Source organism: Sphingobacteruim zhuxiongii (assembly GCF_009557615.1).
GTDB classification, from domain to species: Bacteria; Bacteroidota; Bacteroidia; order Sphingobacteriales; family Sphingobacteriaceae; genus Sphingobacterium; species Sphingobacterium zhuxiongii.
Genome location: NZ_CP045652.1, coordinates 4,162,638 through 4,177,743, shown reverse-complemented (window position 1 = coordinate 4,177,743; position 15,106 = coordinate 4,162,638). Strand labels below are relative to the sequence as shown.

17 protein-coding genes are annotated in these 15,106 nt (G+C 38.6%); all 17 read left to right on the top strand.

Annotated elements, in window-relative coordinates; genetic code table 11:
* The first annotated feature begins 60 nt into the window (after positions 1–60).
* The 17 genes from GFH32_RS17580 (at position 61) to GFH32_RS17500 (ending at position 15,106) form a co-directional block, all read left to right on the top strand.
* Positions 61–936: a diacylglycerol/lipid kinase family protein gene (locus GFH32_RS17580; RefSeq protein ID WP_153512846.1), complete on the top strand. Its 876-nt coding sequence runs from the start codon at positions 61–63 to the stop codon at positions 934–936.
* A gap of 3 nt (positions 937–939) precedes the next feature.
* Complete coding sequence (locus tag GFH32_RS17575) at positions 940–1,290, top strand: translation initiation factor (protein WP_153512845.1); 351 nt, start codon at positions 940–942, stop codon at positions 1,288–1,290.
* Positions 1,291–1,709: 419 nt separating this feature from the next.
* Positions 1,710–2,543, top strand: coding sequence for a MotA/TolQ/ExbB proton channel family protein (locus GFH32_RS17570; protein ID WP_153512844.1), 834 nt, complete (start codon positions 1,710–1,712; stop codon positions 2,541–2,543).
* Between the two features lie 97 nt (positions 2,544–2,640).
* Positions 2,641–3,297, top strand: coding sequence for an ExbD/TolR family protein (locus GFH32_RS17565; RefSeq protein WP_153512843.1), 657 nt, complete (start codon positions 2,641–2,643; stop codon positions 3,295–3,297).
* Positions 3,298–3,306: 9 nt separating this feature from the next.
* On the top strand, positions 3,307–3,864 hold the full coding sequence (locus GFH32_RS17560) for an ExbD/TolR family protein (protein ID WP_153512842.1): 558 nt from the start codon (positions 3,307–3,309) through the stop codon (positions 3,862–3,864).
* Positions 3,865–3,890: 26 nt separating this feature from the next.
* Positions 3,891–4,772: an energy transducer TonB gene (locus tag GFH32_RS17555; RefSeq protein WP_153512841.1), complete on the top strand. Its 882-nt coding sequence runs from the start codon at positions 3,891–3,893 to the stop codon at positions 4,770–4,772.
* Positions 4,773–5,050: 278 nt separating this feature from the next.
* Positions 5,051–5,998, top strand: a complete 948-nt coding sequence (locus tag GFH32_RS17550; protein ID WP_153512840.1) for a PstS family phosphate ABC transporter substrate-binding protein — start codon at positions 5,051–5,053, stop codon at positions 5,996–5,998.
* Positions 5,999–6,025: 27 nt separating this feature from the next.
* Entirely contained in the window at positions 6,026–7,771 is a 1,746-nt protein-coding gene (locus tag GFH32_RS17545) for a tetratricopeptide repeat protein (RefSeq protein ID WP_153512839.1), read from the top strand.
* A 112-nt stretch (positions 7,772–7,883) separates the two neighbouring features.
* Positions 7,884–8,264, top strand: a complete 381-nt coding sequence (locus tag GFH32_RS17540) for an NADH-quinone oxidoreductase subunit A (RefSeq protein ID WP_153512838.1) — start codon at positions 7,884–7,886, stop codon at positions 8,262–8,264.
* Positions 8,265–8,297: 33 nt separating this feature from the next.
* Entirely contained in the window at positions 8,298–8,852 is a 555-nt protein-coding gene (locus tag GFH32_RS17535) for an NADH-quinone oxidoreductase subunit B (protein WP_153512837.1), read from the top strand.
* Complete coding sequence (locus GFH32_RS17530; RefSeq protein WP_153512836.1) at positions 8,845–9,348, top strand: NADH-quinone oxidoreductase subunit C; 504 nt, start codon at positions 8,845–8,847, stop codon at positions 9,346–9,348. Before GFH32_RS17535 ends, GFH32_RS17530 begins: the two co-directional genes overlap by 8 nt.
* A gap of 14 nt (positions 9,349–9,362) precedes the next feature.
* The gene (locus GFH32_RS17525) at positions 9,363–10,598 is read left to right on the top strand and encodes an NADH-quinone oxidoreductase subunit D (RefSeq protein ID WP_194285652.1); all 1,236 of its coding nucleotides are present in this window, start codon (positions 9,363–9,365) and stop codon (positions 10,596–10,598) included.
* On the top strand, positions 10,591–11,118 hold the full coding sequence (locus GFH32_RS17520) for an NADH-quinone oxidoreductase subunit NuoE family protein (RefSeq protein WP_153512835.1): 528 nt from the start codon (positions 10,591–10,593) through the stop codon (positions 11,116–11,118). The genes GFH32_RS17525 and GFH32_RS17520 overlap by 8 nt, the downstream gene beginning before the upstream one ends.
* Positions 11,119–11,122: 4 nt before the next feature.
* The gene (nuoF, locus tag GFH32_RS17515) at positions 11,123–12,478 is read left to right on the top strand and encodes an NADH-quinone oxidoreductase subunit NuoF (protein ID WP_153512834.1); all 1,356 of its coding nucleotides are present in this window, start codon (positions 11,123–11,125) and stop codon (positions 12,476–12,478) included.
* Positions 12,479–12,502: 24 nt separating this feature from the next.
* Entirely contained in the window at positions 12,503–13,519 is a 1,017-nt protein-coding gene (locus tag GFH32_RS17510) for a 2Fe-2S iron-sulfur cluster-binding protein (protein ID WP_153512833.1), read from the top strand.
* Between the two features lie 12 nt (positions 13,520–13,531).
* Positions 13,532–14,572, top strand: coding sequence for an NADH-quinone oxidoreductase subunit NuoH (nuoH, locus tag GFH32_RS17505; protein ID WP_153512832.1), 1,041 nt, complete (start codon positions 13,532–13,534; stop codon positions 14,570–14,572).
* 6 nt (positions 14,573–14,578) lie between these two features.
* Entirely contained in the window at positions 14,579–15,106 is a 528-nt protein-coding gene (locus tag GFH32_RS17500; RefSeq protein WP_153512831.1) for a NuoI/complex I 23 kDa subunit family protein, read from the top strand.

Sequence of the window (15,106 nt, the reverse complement as noted above, 5' to 3'; positions counted from 1 at the left end):
TGCAATATTTAAAAAGTATTTCGTTCAAATTATTATCTTTAGCAGAATTTATATTTTAAAATGACAAAAAAACGCATTCTGTTTGTAGTGAACCCAGTATCAGGAGGTAAGAAGAAAACAGCGTTCAATAAACAGGTGTTGGAGGTTCTTGATTTGAGTCGTTTCGAACCAACTTTTAAAACTACCAATCATGTGAATCACGCCTTTGAACTGGCGCAGCAAGCAATCGATGAAAAATATGATGCGGTGATTGCCGTTGGTGGTGATGGAACAATCAATGAAATTGGATCTGCATTAGCAGGGACGGATACTCCTTTAGGTATTATACCAGAAGGTTCCGGTAACGGATTAGCACTCTATCTAGGTATACCGATGAATGAATCGGCAGCCTTGCGTCGAATAAATCGCTTTGATTCCGTTGCGGTTGATTGCGCGAAAGTTGGGGACGAGCGTTTCTTTAATATTGCGGGTATGGGGTTCGATGCGTCGGTAAGTGATAAATTCGCTAACGAAACGTTCCGCGGGCCGGTAGGCTACCTTAGAACAGTTATCAACGTTCTCAGTAACTATAAGCCGAAGAAATATCGGTTTACAATTGATGGCAAAAGCTATGAGCGCGAAGCGTTTATGATTTCTGTGGCCAATTCACCACAGTATGGAAATAACGCCTATATCGCTCCTAACGCTTCTATTACGGATGGATTATTGGACGTTTGTATCGTTCATAAGTTTCCACTCTACACGCTTCCGATGATGATTTTTCATCTTTTTAACAAAACGGCTGATCAGTCTGAATACGTTGAAATTATACCTGGCAAGCATATAATTATTGAGCAAGAAGGGAAAGATCCGGTGCATTTGGATGGTGAACCCAAAGATTTAGGTCAGCGAATTGAAATAGAAGTGATGGAAAAAGCGTTAAATATAATATGTTAATAAATGAGTAAGCAGAAGAAGCAACGATTTGAAGGAATTGTGTATTCGACTTCGGACGAATTTTCATACGTGGAGTCTGACGATAGTGTCGATATTGATACTTTACCAAAAGGTAAGCAAAAACTGAAAGTTGGGTTAGATCGGAAAGCTAGAAAAGGGAAAGTAGTTACTTTAATTACCGGTTTTATCGGAACACAAGGTGATTTGGACGATTTAGCTAAGGTTTTAAAGCAGAAATGTGGTGTTGGCGGTAGTTCTAAGGATGGTGAAATCTTGATACAAGGGGAATTTAAAGACAAAATAATCCAATATCTACAGAGTGAAGGTTACCAAGTGAAAGGATTTGGAGGATAGTGAATTTTATATGCGCTAATTCACTAAAAAACAAAGGTATACTCAAAGCTCAGGCTCAGCTGACATTGTTTTGACACTTAACTTTTGTAAGTGAACGCTCACTTAATTTTTACATTTAACGATTTGATAATTTGCATATCAAAAAAAAAATGGTTTTCATTGTAAAAAATATGACAGGAATATTCAACCGTTATGTAGTACGAACAAGTAAGCATTGATTGGAGACTGCTGAAGCATATCAATGAAAACATAACAGAGCCCAAAAAGCTGAACAATCAGATATCTTCAAATTAATTTTGTTTTTAACATAAAATGCTATATTTGTTTTAAATTAATGTAATATAACGGCATTTGGATTGCATTAAATTGAATTTAACTTAATAATTAAACAACAGTAAAAAATCTAAAAATTAGTAAAAATGGCAAACGCACCAAAAACTACAACAGCCCCAGCTAAACAAGAAAGTGGCAATGCGGGTAATTTATTTGCGAGTTTAGCAATTATCATTTGTTTAATCATTGGTTTCTTGGTTTACAAGTTTGTAATGGGTGATCCTAACAACTTTATCGACAACAACCCAGAGAACCAACCAAAACCAGGTAACTATTTCGGTATGATTTACCACGCCGGCTTAGTTGTGCCAGTGCTTTTAGGATTATTCTTAATGGTATGGGTGTTTTCAATCGAGCGTTTCATCGTTATCGGTAAGGCGTCTGGAACTGGAAATGTAGGAAACTTTGTAAGAAAAGTACAAGGTTTATTAAGATCAGGTAACATTGATAATGCGATTCAAGAGTGTGACAAACAAAAAGGTTCTGTTGCAAACGTGATCAAAGCAGGTTTATTAAAATACAAAGATGTTGAAGCTCATCCAGGTTTAGATACTGAAAAATCAGTATTAGCAATCCAAAAAGAGATTGAAGAAGCTACAACTTTAGAGATGCCAATGTTAGAGAAAAACTTAACAGTTCTTGCAACATTAGTATCTATCGGTACATTAACAGGTCTATTAGGAACAGTAACAGGTATGATCAAGGCCTTCTCGGCATTGGCAACAGGTGGTGCTCCAGATTCAGCTAAATTAGCAAACGGTATCTCTGAGGCCTTAATTAATACGGCTACAGGTATCGGTACATCTACTATCGCTATTATTTTCTACAACATCTTAACTTCTAAGATCGATACATTAACTTACTCTATCGACGAGGCTGGTTTCTCAATCGTACAAACATACGCTGCGAACCACAAATAAGATGATTTAAAAATTTGAAGATTTTTTATGGAATCTTTAACACTAGATCATCATTATAATAGAACGAATTAGAGTATTCACTTAAAGAAGTAAAGAAATGGGAAAAGCAAAAGTAAAAAGAGCCAGTACCGCCATCGACATGACGGCGATGTGTGACGTGTCTTTTTTACTTCTTACTTTCTTCGTATTGACTGCAACTGCGCGTCAGCCAGAGGTTATGCCAGTAGATACCCCCGCGTCAACTACATTGGATAAATTACCAGATGATAACTTGTCGGTAATCACTGTAGGTAACAAAGGAAAAGTGTTCTTCGGAGTAAAAAATCCGGAAGTTAGAAAAATAACTTTAAAGAACATGTCTGCAAAATATGGTGTAGCTTTCTCGGAACAAGATTATGAGAAGTTTAAAGCACTAGACGAATTCGGCGTTCCTATCAAGAATTTGCGCGCCCTACTTTCGCTAGAGAATGACAAACGTACGGAAGACATCCAACCAGGAATTCCTGTGGATAGTACAGAAGCCAACACGAACGAATTGTACCAATGGGTTCAACAAGCTCGCCTAGCTACAGTAGAGTTTAATCGTGATCAAGAGACAAAGGTTAAAAACTGGGTAGATCCAGGGCCGATGAAAGTTGCGATTAAAGCAGACGCTGAAGAGAAGTATTCAATCATGAATTTGATCATTGAAACCCTGAGAAATCAAAAGCAAAACAAATTTAGTTTTGTGACAGGTTTACGTCAGGAAAATTAACAAGGTAAAATGGCAGAATTAAATCAAGACTCCGGTGGTGGCAAAAAAGGCGGCAAGGTAAGGTCGAAGAAAAATGGTGGCCGCGTAGATTTAACCGCGATGGTGGATCTAGCGTTCCTACTGATTACCTTCTTCATGCTTACAACGTCTTTGAATAAGCCACAAGCAATGGATGTTGCAATGCCAGATAAAAACAAAGACTGGAACGATAAACAGCCAGAGATTGACATCGCGGATAACCGTTCAATCACTTTGCTTTTAGGCTCAGATAACAAGATTGCCTGGTATTATGGTCAGTTGGCAAAGCCGATTACTCCTCCAACTGTAGTTGATTACAGTAAAGAAGGAATTCGTCAACTTCTTTTAGAAAAGAAAGCACAAGTTCCTAAGGTAGCGCAGGGTAAGGACTTAATCGTCGTTATTCGTCCAAGTGATCAATCAGTTCAACGTAACCTCGTTGACATATTAGATGAAATGAAAATCACGGATATTAAACGTTATATGATTTCTAAAATTAAACCTGAAGAGGTTGAAGTTTTAAAAACGAATGGAATCTATAACGACTAGTATTCAAGATAAAAAATTGGAAAAACATGATAGGTTCAAAATTAGATTTATTTAAGAAAGAATGGCTTGATGTCGTTTTCGAGAATAGAAATAAAGAATATGGGGCTTATGCATTACGTAAGTATGCACCGATTGCTACCAATATTGCTCTATTCTCTGTATCGGCGGTTGTTCTTTTATTCGTAGCCATAAAGGCTTTCGATATCAAGATTTTTCCTGAGAAAGCTGTCGAGGAAGCTCCTGTTGTAACTGAGGTTACCTTAGAAGACTTAGAGATTCCTGAGCCTGAGGAAGAGGAAGAGCCAATTCCTGAAGAAGAAACACCTCCTCAACGTATCGCTGAAGAGCCGCCAGCGGAAGACTTAATCCGTTTCCCTGAGCCGAAAGTTGTTGATGCGAGACAAGTAAAAGAGGAAGTTGTATCTCAGGAAGAGATCAAAGAGAAAAACGCTACTCCTGCACGTATCACTTTAAAAGGTACTCCCGGCGCTGCTGGTGTTCCTACTGGAGAATTTGGTCCTAAAAAAGTTGAAGGTGCAATTACAGGTAGTACAAAAGGTGTAGAAGGTGGTGACGCGAACAAGGTTTACGATTTCGAAGCCATCGAGGTACAACCAGAATATCCAGGGGGTGTAAACGCCTTCCGTACATGGGTGCAAAATAACTACTCTTACCCACAAGCGGCTATTGACGCAGGTGTTAAGGGTACGGTTGAAGCATCTTTCGTAATCGATAAATCTGGTAAAGTAACAGACATCAAAATTAATAGAGATTTATCTTATGGTACTGGTCAAGCTTTGATCAATACATTGAAGAAATCTAAAAATTGGAGCCCTGGTATTCAGAATGGTCGCCCAGTTCCGGTACGCTATTCGATTCCATTGCGCTTAGACTTGTCACAAATGTAATTCGATATGTCGGATCATTCAACAAGAAGTAAATTTAGACAGAAATCGCCCACACAGCGATTTCTGTCCATTTTAGGACTGTTCATGTTTGGCTTTTATTTTGTCGTGGGCTTACTTGTGATTTTTTGGAATAATTTTCCAATTGAGATAAACCCGACTTATAAAACTCTTTTTGGCATCCTGTTAATCGTTTATTCATTTATGCGCTTTGCCCGCCTGTGGCAAAATAACTTTAGGAATTAGTTAATCCTTCGCGCATTTATTCATTCTAATAGTATATGAGAAAGCATAGAATATATGGTATTGTTATGCTCTTCTTAGGACTTGCTATTGTCTATTCCTGTTCAAATAATAAGAAATCGGAAACGGCAGCGGCAGAGAATAAGGAAGCAACTGCGGGAAAAGATGATATCTTGACCGGGGAAATGTCCGTTATTGTGGATGAAGCAATTTATCCGATCATGCTCGAACAAGTGGATGTGTTCAAGGATAGTTATGTGAATTCGAAGATTAATTTAATTCCTCTGCCTGAGCGTGAAGCAATCAATGCGTTGTTGAGAGGGGAGGCCTCGCTTGCCGTTCTTGCGCGTGAATTGAGTAAGGAAGAATCCGTTGGTTTTAAGCATCGTTCGATTAGTCCGAGGATTTATCCTGTTTTTTATGATGGCGTAGTTTTTGTAAATAATATTGCGGAAGCAGATACTTCAATGGATATAAAAACGTTATCTTCATTGTTGACAGGCGAATCGAAGGCAAAATCGTTGGTGTTTGATAACGCTAATTCAAGTAGTCTAAGAAGAGTTAAAGAATTAACAAAGATTGAAAAGGTTTCTGGAGTTTCCGTGATAGGACTCAAGAATTCTCAAGAAGTATTTGACTATCTATTGAAAAACACGAATGCCATAGGCGCAGTGTCTTATGGACAGTATTTAGAATACCGCAGGAAATTTGGAGAAGAAAATAAAATTCGTATCTTAAGCCTTCAAAATGACAGTAAAGATGGAAAAGGCGGGTATTTCAAACCTTCGCAAAGTACATTTGCGACGAATGAATATCCATTAAAGTCTGAGTTTTTTGTCTTGAACTATCAACCGAATCTGGGATTAGGTATTGGATTTTCGGCTTTCTTAACAGGAGATCGTGGGCAACGTATCGTGTTAAAATCAGGTTTATTGCCTGCAACAATGCCTGGAAGAGAAATTATTATTAGGGATAATATAAATTAGTTTATAACAAAGAGTAAATAATAGATTATGACAAACAGCAAATTATTTTTAAGTCTTTTGTTAGCGGGTGCTGTAGGAACAGTGAGTGCGCAAAGTTTAAAAGACGCGAAAGCTGCTATGGAAGCGGAGCAATATGATAAAGCTAAAACGATGCTTCAGCAACTAGTAGAGAAAAAAGCAAAAGATGGTGAAAACTACTTTTATTTGGGTCAAATTCACTTGGTGAATGATAAGATCGATTCTGCTGCTTACGTTTTTCAACAAGGTGTAACCAACGCTCCAAAAGAAAAATTAAACGTTGTCGGTTTAGGTATCGTGGAATTGGAGAAGGGTAATGTGAGTGGTGCTGAGTCAAAATTTACTGAAGCTACTACTGGTCTTGGTAAGAAAGATTATTTACCATTGTATTACATTGGTAGAGCATATATTGATGCTCCAAAACCTGATTACAAAAAAGCAGTTGAATATTTAACAAAAGCAAAAGAAGGTGCTCCTAAGGACGCATTAGTACCTACTGCATTAGGTGATGCTTACGCAGGTCTACGCGAAAGTAGCCCAGCATATGTGGCATATCGTGATGCATTAACGTTGAACGATAAATTATTAGCACCAAAAATCGGTCAAGCGATTATCTCTCGTAGAGCGCAAGCTTACGATGTAGTATTAGAGCAATTAACGACACTTGCAGGTGAAAACCCTGAGTATGGTCCAATTTATCGTGAATTAGCTGAGACGTATTACTTGTCATCGAAAAAAGCTCCGGAAGATCAATATCGTGAGATTAACCAAAAGGCTGTAGAGAATTACAAGAAATACTTGTCATTAACTGGTGACGCTTCTCTTGACGCAAAAGTACGTTACGCTGACTTCTTGGTATATTCAGGTAACTATGATGAACTGAAAACAGTTTCTCAAGAATTATCTAATCAAGCAGGCGTGGATGCTAAGGTGTTTCGTTACTTAGGTTATATTTCGTTCTTACAAGATAAAGATTACGCTAAATCTTTAGAGTATATGACTCAGTTATTCTCTAAAGTCGATACTAGCCGTCTTATTGCTCGTGACTTTTTAATTAAAGGGATGAGTGAAATTATCAATGGTAATGATGCTCAAGGAAATGCAGATTTAAAAGTTGCTATCTCTAAACAAAGTGAAGATGAGAATTTAGACGAGGAAGTTGCAGAAACAGCATTCGCTAAATTACAAGATGGTGAAGAAGAAGTAGCTAGAAAATTATTCGCATTCCCTGCTTCTAATCCGGAGTCGGATTATTACTACGATTCAAACTACTACATGGGAACTGGAGAGTATGGTGTTGGATCTAAATTGGTTAGTGTTCCAGAAGCAGAAGCTACTCCTGAAGTAGTTGCTGCAAAATTCCAAGAGGCGAAACCGCATTTAGAATCAGCTGTTAAATCGTTAGATTTAGTTGCAAAGGCTACAAAACAAGAGGTTGTTGATAAATATAAAGTGAATGCTTTATACTACAAGGGACTTTCTGAGTTAGCATTAGATAATGTAATTCATGATGCTGAAAACGCTAAAGGTTTATTTGTAGGTTCATTTACTGAATTATTGTCTGCAATCGCTGCAAGTACTAATCTTACGGATGCTCAAAAAGCATACGCTGCAGATGCGCATAACTATTTAGGTTACTTTGCATACTTGAAAGGTGATGCAGCAAAAGCGAAGACTCACTTTGCTGAATCATTGAAAATCAATGCAGAAGACCCATTTGCGAAGCAGATGGTGGATGTATTAAATCAGAAGTAATTTATAATCATTCAAAATAAGAAAAAAGGGGCTTTTGGTGACAATAGCCCCTTTTTTTTATGACTTATTTTTCTATTTTTGTTAGACTACTAATAAACTTTAAACTGAAGGTATGAATGAGCTAGCAGGTCAGAGTACGCCAATTGATTATCTACCCATATTAATCCAATTAATTGTTGCAGTGGGCTTTGGGGTCGTTACGATTATCGGAACGCACTTAATTGGCCCTAAAGTTCGTACAGAGAACAAACTGGGGGCTTTCGAGTCTGGGGTTGAGGTTGTAGGTAATGCTAGACAACCATTTTCCATTAAATATTTTCTTGTTGCGATCCTCTTTGTAATTTTTGATATCGAGGTTATCTTCATGTATCCTTGGGCAGTTAATTTTCGGGAATTTGGATGGCAAGGATTAGTTGAAATGTTTGTTTTTATGGGCTTATTGTTATTAGGCTTTATTTATATCATTAAAAAGAAAGCTTTAGATTGGGATTAATCTAGGCTAGCTTAAAACGTTAAATATACTGAAATGAGCAATATTACCTTATCAGATGCGCCTCCGGGTGTTGAAGGAGCGGGATTTTTCGCAACGACATTGGATAAAGCTATTGGTTTAGCACGTGCTAATTCACTATGGCCTCTTCCTTTTGCGACTTCTTGCTGTGGGATTGAATTTATGGCTACGATGGGTTCTACATATGATTTAGCTAGGTTTGGTGCAGAGCGTCCGAGTTTTTCACCTAGACAAGCGGATATGTTGTTAGTAATGGGGACCATTGCTAAAAAGATGGCTCCTGTGTTAAAACAAGTTTATGTGCAAATGGCGGAACCTCGTTGGGTGATCGCTGTTGGTGCATGTGCCTCGAGTGGAGGTATTTTTGATACATATTCTGTTCTACAGGGGATTGATGAAATCATTCCTGTTGACGTCTATGTACCAGGTTGTCCACCACGCCCAGAAGCTATTCTAGATGGCGTTTTACGTTTGCAAGACATCGTAAAAAGCGAGTCGTTAAATAGAAGAAATACACCAGAGTACAAAGCCTTATTGGAAAAGTACGGAATTGTAACTGACAATGGATAAGTTGAACAATCAACAAGTATTAGATAAGCTGCAGTCGCAGTTTGCGGATAGAATTTTGCATGTCGCTGAACCGAAAGGTTTACTAACTATTGTGACGGGCAAGGACAGTGTTATTGAAATCCTTCGCCTATTAAAAGAGGATGATACACTGCAATTTATTTATCTTACAGATATAACTGCAGTTCATTATCCAGAATTGGAAAATGCATTTGCGGTTGTTTACCATGTTCACAGTTTAGTTTTTAATGTTAGAATCAGAATCAAGGTCTTTTTAAATATTAATGATCTGAATATCCCTTCGGCAACGGTCCTTTGGAATGGTGCTAACTGGATGGAGCGCGAAACCTTCGATTTCTTCGGAATCAATTTTGAGGGACATCCTGATTTGCGAAGAATTTTGAACATGGATGATTTAGGTGTTTTTCCAATGCGGAAAGAGTATCCATTAGAGGATCCGAACCGTGTTGATAAGAAAGACTTTTATTTTGGACGCTAAGTGCAATTGTAATCATGAGTAAACCAATAACGCGTATATCGACAAACAGCCCTGTTTTTGAGGATAATGATCCTCAAGAAGATTTGATCACCCTGAATATTGGGCCAACTCACCCAGCAACACACGGGGTGTTTCAGAATGTTGTGCAAATTGATGGAGAGCGTATAGTAAGTGGTGTTTCAACAATCGGATATATTCACCGAGCTTTTGAAAAGATCGCAGAGCACCGACCGTTTTATCAAATTACCCCATTGACGGATCGTCTAAATTATTGTTCGTCGCCGATCAATAATATGGGATGGCATATGACGGTGGAGAAGCTGTTGGATATCGAAATCCCGAAAAGGGTGCAATATATGCGTGTAATTGTGATGGAGCTTGCTCGTATTGCGGATCATATTATTTGTAATGGTATTCTCGGTGTTGATACGGGAGCATTCTCTGGTTTCTTGTACGTAATGCAAGAACGTGAGTTTATATATGAGATTTACGAAGAAATTTGTGGAGCACGCTTAACCACTAATATTGGTCGTATAGGAGGATTTGAACGAGATTTCAACGATGTTGCTTTTGCAAAAATTAGAGAATTCTTGGTGCGTTTCCCTCCTGTTTTAAGAGAGTTTCAAGAGCTTTTCGATAGAAATAGAATTTTCGTTGAGCGTACGTCAAATGTAGCATCAGTTACTCCAGAAGAAGCTTTGAGCTATAGTTGGTCTGGGCCAATTTTGAGAGCTACGGGAGTGGATTATGATGTTAGAGCGCATTCACCATACTGTTCGTATGAGGAATTTGATTTCGAAGTCCCAGTGGGTACTAATGGAGATGTCTATGATCGCTATATGGTTCGTAATGAAGAAATGTGGCAGTCAATGCGCATTATTGAGCAGGCTTTAGAGAAAATTGAAAAAGAACCTAAAGGGGTGTTCCATGCAGATGTACCAGATTTCTATTTGCCGCCAAAAGAGCAAGTCTATACCAATATGGAGGCTTTAATTTATCACTTTAAGATTGTGATGGGGGAATGGGATGCTCCAAAGGATGAGGTTTACCATGCTGTAGAAGGAGCAAATGGTGAACTTGGTTTCTATTTAGTACATGATGGAGGAAGAGCGCCATATCGTTTGCATTTTAGAAGACCATCTTTTATTAACTATCAGATGTTTGCTCCAATGAGCAGCGGAATGTTGTTATCGGATGCAATTTTAAATATGAGTAGTTTAAATGTTATAGCAGGAGAATTAGATGCTTAGTGTTAAAGAAAATCTTATTGTCGAGTTTTCGGTAGAACTATTGAACAAGTTTTCCGATGTCGTTAGCCGTTACCCAGGAGACAAACAAAAGTCTGCTCTGCTGCCAATTCTTCATTTAGTTCAAGAAGAATATGGATGGTTAAGTGTTGACGCTATGGATAAAGTAGCCTTGTTTCTTAACATACAGCCGATTGAAGTATATGAAGTGGCAACTTTCTATACTATGTTTTTACTCCAACCTCAAGGTAAATATCTTTTAGAGGTTTGCCGAACTGGACCATGTTGTTTAGTTGGGGCGGAGAAAATTATGACACACATAGAAAATAAGTTAGGTGTTAAGGAGGGAGAAGTTACTTCAGATGGACTTTTTTCTTGGCGAGGTGTTGAATGTCTTGCAGCATGTGGATTCGGACCGGTACTTCAAATAGGACCTTCATATACGTTTTATGAAAACCTGACCGAGGAAAGTGTTGATAAGCTTATTAATGAATTAAAAGATAAAGCTAAAAGCGAGGCTTAATCATATGGGACGTAAATTATTATTAGAACATATTCATGTACCGGGTATCAACACCTTAGCTGTTTACAGAGAAAAAGGTGGATATAGGGCAGTCGAGAAAGCTTTAAAGACAATGTCTCCGGAAGATGTTGTTGAAGAGGTGAAGAAATCGGGTCTTCGTGGTCGTGGAGGTGCAGGATTCCCAACAGGGATGAAATGGAGCTTCTTAGCAAAACCTGAAGGTGTTCCACGTTATTTGGTTTGCAATGGTGATGAGTCAGAGCCTGGGACTTTCAAAGATCGTTATTTGATGAACAATATTCCTCATGCTTTAATTGAGGGAATGATCGTGTCCAGCTATGCTTTGGGAGCAAATACTTCCTATATCTATATCCGTGGAGAGATGATGCCGCAGATTCGTATTATCGAGAATGCGATTCAAGAAGCAAAAGCTGCGGGTTGGTTAGGGAAGAATATTCTTGGTACTGGTTATGATCTAGAGATATATGTTCAACCAGGAGGTGGTGCATATATTTGTGGAGAGGAAACTGCGTTATTGGAATCACTAGAAGGTAAGCGTGGAAATCCGCGTATAAAACCTCCTTTTCCCGCTGTTGCCGGCTTATACGGTTGTCCAACTGTGGTGAATAACGTAGAGTCAATCGCTGCTACCGTTCCTATCGTCAATGATGGAGGAGAAGAATATGCAAAGATTGGAATCGAAAGAAGTACGGGGACTAAATTGATATCTGCTTCAGGAAATTTAGTTAAACCGGGTGTATATGAAATTGAGATGGGACTTCCAGTGGAAGAATTCATCTTTTCTGATGAATATTGTGGTGGAATTGCGAATGGAAAGCGTCTGAAAGCGGTTGTTGCTGGAGGATCTTCAGTTCCTATTCTACCAGCAAATCTAATTACTAAGACAATTAACGGAAATCCTCGATTAATGACTTATGAGTCTCTAGCAGATGGAGGTTTTGTAAGTGGAACAGCAATGGGATCCGGTGGATTTATCGCATTTGATGAAGATCAATGTATCGTTAGAAATACATGGAATTATACGCGTTTCTATAGACACGAGAGTTGTGGGCAATGTTCGCCATGTCGTGAAGGAACGGGTTGGATGGAAAAGTTACTTTACAAGATAGAATCTGGTAATGGTAGCTTAGCGGATATCGACTTATTGTGGGATATTCAGCGTAGAATCGAAGGGAATACAATTTGTCCATTAGGCGATGCAGCAGCATGGCCTGTAGCGGCAGCAATTCGTCACTTTAGAGATGAGTTCGAATGGCATATACTGAATCCGGGGGAGTCTCAACAAAGAAATTATGGTTTAGCACATTACGCTGACCCATTGGAACCAGTGACTCAGTAGCAGCTATTTTTAAAGAACGAGACAATGGCAGAAGAAATTCAAAAATTTAAAGTTAGTATCGATGGAATCGCTATTGAGGTGGATCCAGGAACTACAATATTGAATGCAGCGCGTCAAATTGGAGGTGATATTGTACCTCCAGCAATGTGTTATTATTCGAAATTAGAAGGTAGTGGTGGTAAATGCCGTACCTGTTTAGTGAAAGTAAGCAAGGGCTCCGAAAAAGATCCTCGTCCTATGCCTAAGTTAGTTGCTTCGTGTAGAACGACGGTTATGGATGGTATGGAAGTACAGAACATAACATCTCCTGATGTTGTCGATGCACGAAAAGCGGTGGTAGAAATGCTATTGATTAACCATCCTTTAGATTGTCCAGTTTGTGACCAAGCAGGAGAGTGTAAATTACAGGATCTAGGCTATGAGCATGGTGCAGTTAATACGCGTTATGAGTTTGAGAGAAGAACTTTTGACCGTGTGGATCTTGGAGATAAGATTCAATTGCACATGAACAGATGTATATTATGCTATAGATGTGTATTTACTGCCAATCAGTTAACGGGCAAGCGTGAGCATGGTATTCTTTACCGTGGTGACCACGCGGAGATATCTACCTATATTGAAAATGCATTAGATCATGATTTTATTGGGAATGTAATTGATGTATGTCCTGTAGGTGCATTAACGGATAAAACTTTCCGATTTAAAAATAGAGTTTGGTTTACGAAGCCAGTTGATGCTCATCGTGATTGTCCAACTTGTTCTGGGAAAGTAACACTTTGGTATAAAGGTACAGATGTGATACGTGTAACGGGTAGAAAGGATGAGTATGATGAGGTGGATGAATTTATCTGTAATACTTGTCGATTCGAAAAGAAACATACCGATGATTGGGTCTTGGAGCATCCTACCAATGTGAGTGATCAATCTGTGATTGCATCCAATCACTACCATGCATTTAATCCACCAGCTGTTATTCAGGAGAATCCTCAATTGAAGGAAGCTAATGTTGAGCAGTTGGCGAGATCTGAGAAATTAAAGTAATAGGAAGGGAAGATGGAAACAGCGTTTATATTAGAGAAATTGATATTAGTGGTTATTGTTTTTGTAGTAACCTTAGTTATTGCCATGTACTCGACCTTAGCAGAGCGTAAGATTGCAGGTTTTATGCAGGACAGATATGGTCCGGACAGAGCGGGTATTGCTGGTATATTACAGCCTCTTTGTGATGGTGGTAAATTCTTCTTTAAGGAAGAGATTATCCCCGCAGGAGCACATAAGTCATTATTCGTTTTAGGCCCAACCTTAGCAATTATAACGGCCTGTATTAGTTCGGCTGTAATCCCATGGGGGCAGAATCTTACTATTGGAGACAATACCATTAGTCTACAAGTTGCGGACGTCAACATCGGAATCTTATACATATTTGGTGTAATTGCATTAGGTGTTTATGGCATTATGTTGGGGGGATGGGCATCCAACAATAAATTTTCGTTAATGGGTGCAATTCGTGCAGCTTCTCAAAGTATCTCCTACGAGATCGCCATGGGACTGTCCATCATTGCGCTATTAATGGTTACTCAAACCTTATCAATAGGAGAGATCGTAGCGCAGCAGTCTGGTTTTGTAAACTGGAATATTTGGGCTCAGCCTTTAGGTTTCTTAATATTTATGGTTTGTGCATTCGCAGAGTGTAACCGTGTTCCTTTTGATCTTCCTGAATGTGAAACTGAACTTGTTGGTGGATACCATACTGAGTATTCTTCCATGAAGTTAGGCTTATATATGTTCTCTGAATATATTAATATGTTCGTGTCATCGTCTTTAATGGCAGCCTTGTATTTTGGCGGATACAACTTTCCGTTTATGTACGATCTTGGGCTATCTGAAAACTGGATTACGATTATTGGTGTAATTGTCTTTTTCCTTAAGATATTCGGATTTATCTTCTTCTTTATGTGGATTAGATGGACCTTGCCAAGGTTCAGATACGACCAATTAATGAATTTGGGATGGAAAATGTTAATACCTCTAGCGATTGCGAACATCGTATTGACTGGGGTAATAACTATTGTTGTTGATGAATATTTTAAATAATCTGGTATGCAATCGTTATCCAATAGAAAGAAAGTATTAGAACAGAAGCCTATGAGCTTCTGGGAAAGAATATATTTGCCGGCGATCGCGAAAGGCTTATCGATTACGATAAAGCACTTTTTCAAAAAGATTCCGACTATCAAATATCCGGAGGAGATTCGTCCTTATTCCAAGAATTTCCGTGGACAACACTCCTTAAAACGTGATGAACTAGGAAGAGAGAGATGTACAGCATGTGGGTTATGTGCTTTATCCTGCCCTGCAGAAGCGATTACGATGACTGCTGGCGAACGTAAGAAAGGAGAGGAGCTACTATTCCGTGAAGAAAAATATGCTGTCGTATACGAGATCAATATGCTACGTTGCATTTTCTGTGGCCTATGTGAGGAAGCATGTCCAAAAGAAGCTATTTATCTAGATGGTAAGCACGTAACGGCAGATTACCTACGTAAAGACTTTATTTATGGAAAAGATAAGTTGTTGGAACCAAAGTTCGATATCACGAAATTAAATCAACAACAAATTACTAACTAA